The sequence below is a fragment of the Streptomyces sp. ALB3 genome (assembly GCF_044385685.1).
GTDB lineage: Bacteria > Actinomycetota > Actinomycetes > Streptomycetales > Streptomycetaceae > Streptomyces.
This window is the reverse complement of record NZ_JBISCE010000013.1, coordinates 1-3,301: the sequence shown is the minus strand read 5'-3', so window position 1 is coordinate 3,301 and position 3,301 is coordinate 1. Positions and strand designations below refer to the sequence as shown.

The window sequence follows — 3,301 nt, the reverse complement described above, 5'->3', positions numbered from 1 at the left end:
AGCCAGCGCCGCACGATCCGCCACATCACACGCCACGAAACGTGCTTGCGCACCCAGCTCCTCCAGCTCCGCCACCAGACCCGCCGCCCCGGGGGCATCCACACCCCGACGGCTCACCAGCAACAGATGCCGGACACCACGCCCCACCACCAGGTGACGCGCCACGAATCCGCCCAGTACACCGCCGGCGCCCGTCACCAGCACGGTTCCCTCGTGCGCCTCTGCAGCACCTTCACCGGTTCGGGCAGGCACCCGTGCCAGTCTCGGCACGAACGCCTCGCTCCCCCGCAACGCCATCTGCGGCTCGTCCGAAGCCACTGCGACAGCCACTGCGGCCGACAGCTGCGGCTCATCGCCCGCCCCGTCGACATCGATCAGTACGAACCGGCCCGGATTCTCCGTCTGGGCCGTCCGCACCAGGCCCCAGACGGCAGCCTGTGCCGGATCCGGCGCGGGGTCGCCTGCGCAAGCGACCGCTCCCCGGGTCATCACCACCAGCCGGGCATCCGCGTATCGCTCGTCCGCCAGCCAGTCCTGCACCAGCTCCAGTGCTCTGCGCGCCGTCGCGTGTGCCCTGGAGGCGGCGTCCACGTACTCGGAGCCCGCGTCCGCGAGCGACACGGCGACCACGCCGGGCACCGCGTCCGTAGTGGCCACGTCCGCATGGCGAGCGACACCTGGGAGGTCCGTCGCGGGGCGCAACGGCTTCGCCGCCCACTCGATCCGGTACATCGCGTCCCCGCGGACACGGTTCGACAGCTTCAGCTGTTCCGGCCTGACCGGGCGCAGCGCGAGCGTGTCCACGGACGCGACCGGGTGGCCCGTCCCGTCGGCCAGCAGCAGGGAGACTCCGGACCGGACGCGTCGGACCCTGACCCTCAGGGCGCGTGCGCCGACCGCGCTCAGCGTGATACCGCCCCATGCGAACGGCAGTTCGACGGAACCGTGCTCCTTTTCGGTGCCGGGCGTCACCGACCAGCGCACGGCGTGCAGGGCAGCGTCCAGCAGAGCGGGGTGCACCCCGAATCCCTCGACGGCGGCGTCATCCGGCAGGGCGACCTCCGCGTAGACCTCGTCGCCCAGTCGCCAGGCGGCCCGCAGCCCCTGGAACAGCGGACCGTAGTCGTAGCCGGCATCGGTGAGCGACTCGTACAGGGTGTCGGCGGCGAGCGTCCGAGCACCGGCCGGCGGCCACTCGCTCAGGGCATCCCCGGTCGGCGCTTCCCCCTGCGCCGCCGTGCCCGAGGCGTGGAGCGTCCACGTGTCCTCCGGTACGTCGGCGGGTGACGCGTATATGTGCACAGTGCTGCGGCCCGACGCGTCCGGCAGGGTCACGGACACCTGGATGACGACGGCGCCGGAGTCCGGCACGACCAGCGGGGCCTCGATCGTCAGTTCTTCCAGCAGCTCGCATCCGACCTGGTCGGCGGCGTGCAGGGCCAGGTCCACGAAGGCCGTGCCCGGGAGCAGCACCGACCCCAGGACGACGTGGTCGGCGAGCCAGGGGTGCGTCTCGGCCGACAGCCTGCCGGTCATCACCACTCCGTCGGAGTCGGCCAGGCTGATCGCTCCGGAGAGCAGTGCGTGGCCGCCCGGCCGGATACCGGTGGCCGACAGGTCACCGCCCTGCCCGGGAGCCGACTTCAGCCAGTAGTGCTGACGCTGGAAGGGGTAGGTCGGCAGGTCGATCCGCCGGGCGCCGGCAGGCCCGAGCATGGCTTGCCAGTCAAGGTCGACCCCGTGCACGTGAGCTTCCGCCAGCGAGGTCATGAAGCGCCGGGACTCGTCCTCGTCGCGGCGCAGCGTGCCCAGGGTCACCGCGTCGGAACCGGCGGCAGCGAAGGTTTCCTGCAGCCCCATGGTCAGCACCGGGTGAGGGCTGACCTCCACGAACACACCGTGCCCGGTACTCAGGAGGGCCTGGGTCGCCTCCTCCAGCAGGACGGTCCGGCGCAGGTTCGTGTACCAGTACTCGGCGTCCATTCCCGCCGTGTCCAGCAGCTCTCCGGTCACCGTCGAGTACAGCGGCACCTGCGAGGAACGGGGTGCCAGACCCGCCAGCACTTCCAGCAGCCGGTCCCGGATCCGCTCCACGTGCGCACTGTGCGACGCGTAATCCACATCGATCCGCTTGCAGCGCACACCGTCGGCCCTGCACGCCTCGCGGAACGCATCCAGCGCGTCGCTGTCGCCGGATATCACGGCGGAGGCCGGCCCGTTGACCGCGGCGACCGACAGGCGGCCCTCCCACCGGGCGAGCCGCTCGCGTACCCCGTCAGCGCTGTCCGCCACAGCCAGCATGCCGCCCAGACCTGACAGCTCCAGGATCGCCTGGCTCCGCAACGCCACCACCCGCGCACCGTCCTCCAAGGACAGCCCACCGGCCACACACGCCGCGGCGATCTCACCCTGCGAATGACCCATCACCGCCGCGGGCTCGACACCCGCCGCCCGCCACACCTGTGCCAGCGACACCATCACGGCCCACAACACCGGCTGCACCACATCCACCCGGCCCAGCCCAGGAGCACCCGCCTCACCCCGCAACACACCCAGCAACGACCAGTCCGTATGCACCGACAACGCGGCCGCACACTCACGCATCCGCTCCGCGAACACCGGCGACGACTCCATCAGCCCCGCAGCCATACCCACCCACTGCGAACCCTGACCCGGGAACACGAACACCGGACGCGCCACGTCAGCCGCGACTCCACGCACCGCGCATCGCGCCGAGCCACCGTCGGCCAGCGCACCCAGACCCGAACGGAGTTCCTCGGTGTCGCCGGCGATCAGTACCGCACGGTGAGTGAATCTGGTGCGGGTGGCGGCCAACGACCAGGCCAGGTCCTGCAGGGCGGGTGCGGATCCCCCGTCCAGGAGACCGGTGAGACGGGCCGCCTGCTCCGCCACGGCGTCGGGGGTCTTCCCGGAGAGCACGAACGGCAGCGCGGCTCCGCTCAGCGGCGGGGTGCCGACGGTCGGCGTCGCCGGCACGTCGTCGGCGGGCGCCTGTTCCAGGATGACGTGCGCGTTCGTACCGCTGATCCCGAACGAGGAGACTCCGGCCCGGCGCGGCTCGTCCTTCTCCGGCCACACGGCCGCTTCGGACAGGAGCTCTACGGCCCCGGCGGACCAGTCGACCTGGGAGGACGGCGTGTTCAGGTGCAGGGTCTGCGGGAGCACCCCGTGCCGCATCGCCATCACCATCTTGATCACACCGGCCACACCCGCCGCTGCCTGTGCGTGACCGATGTTCGACTTCAGCGATCCCAGGAGGAGGGGGCGGTCGTCCCGCCGA

1 protein-coding gene is annotated in these 3,301 nt (G+C 71.6%); it reads right to left on the bottom strand.

Going from position 1 to position 3,301, the window contains the following annotated elements; all coding sequences use genetic code 11:
• The coding region (locus tag ACHFIV_RS11165) for a type I polyketide synthase (protein WP_398966352.1) at window positions 1-3,301 on the bottom strand (3,301 nt) is incomplete at both ends.